Annotated in this window: 1 protein-coding gene; it reads left to right on the top strand. The window is 48.5% G+C overall.

Features of this window, described 5'->3' with window-relative positions; all coding sequences use genetic code 11:
- Positions 1–249 precede the first annotated feature (249 nt).
- A partial coding sequence (locus tag ACUVJL_RS38955; RefSeq protein WP_445250706.1) for a SulP family inorganic anion transporter occupies positions 250–1,117 on the top strand: 868 nt, incomplete at its 3' end.

The raw sequence follows: 1,117 nt of genomic DNA, 5'->3' as shown, positions 1-1,117 counted from the left end.
GCGATCGCGATTCCGATCGCAGGGATGACTGATTTTGCTAGTAGTGCGATCGATGTTAGCAACAAACTCGGTATCGAAATCCAGCTACCATCGGCACGGTAAATGAGATTCAGATACCCGACTTCTTTGATAAGTCGGGGCTCTAAAACGTTTCCCCGACTCACTAATTTTGCAAGAGTGTTAGTATCTACGCAAGACTTTGAAAGTTTTAAAATATAGAAATTCAAAGACATCAGGAGTTATAGCTTAATGACAGTAGCCAATAGTTTCATGGGTGGTCTGCGGCCTTGGTTCGATCGTACTTTTGTGCATTGGCGAGGTGATTTGACTGGTGGGCTAACCGCCGCTGTGGTTGCCCTTCCTCTGGCCCTGGCGTTTGCTGTCGCCAGTGGCGTCGAACCCAAAGCCGGACTCTACACGGCAATTGTGGCGGGAACCGTAGCGGCGGTGTTTGGTGGTTCCCCGGTGCAGATTACAGGGCCCACTGGAGCGATGGCGGTAGTCCTAATTGGGATTGTTACCAAGTATGGTATCGAGAAAGTGTGGATTGCCGGGGTAATGGCAGGAATTATTCAAGTTGCCCTGGGCGTTGCCAAACTAGGTAGACTGATCAAGTTTATTCCCTATCCAGTCACAGCAGGTTTTACCAACGGTATCGCTGTGATTATTTTTTGCGGACAGTTGAATAATTTCTTTGGGTTCCAGTTACCCCGTAGTGAACATTTTTTACCGGGACTGTGGCAGACGTTTACCCATTGGGAAGGATTAAACTTGCAGGCAGTCGGGTTAGCAACTGTGGTGATTTTGACCAAGCTACTTTGGACAAGGATTCCGACTGTTATACCGGGTTCATTGGTAGGGTTGGTGCTGGCAACGGCGATCGCCTCTTTCTTTCACCTCGATGTTCCCACCATTGGTTCTATTCCACAATCGTTGCCGATGCCCCAAGGGATTCCCCACAGTAATGATTTTACGCTGATCCGAGAATTGATTAATCCGGCATTAGCTTTGGCAGCATTGGGCAGTATTGAATCGCTGCTATCTGCTGTGGTTGCCGATGGTATGACTGTCAGCGAGAAACACAACAGCGATCGCGAATTGATTGGTCAAGGCTTAG

Origin of the sequence: Microcoleus sp. OTE_8_concoct_300, from assembly GCF_031383065.1 — a bacterium.
In the GTDB taxonomy this organism is placed as follows: domain Bacteria; phylum Cyanobacteriota; class Cyanobacteriia; order Cyanobacteriales; family Microcoleaceae; genus Microcoleus.
This window is presented reverse-complemented; position numbering and strand designations above follow the sequence as displayed.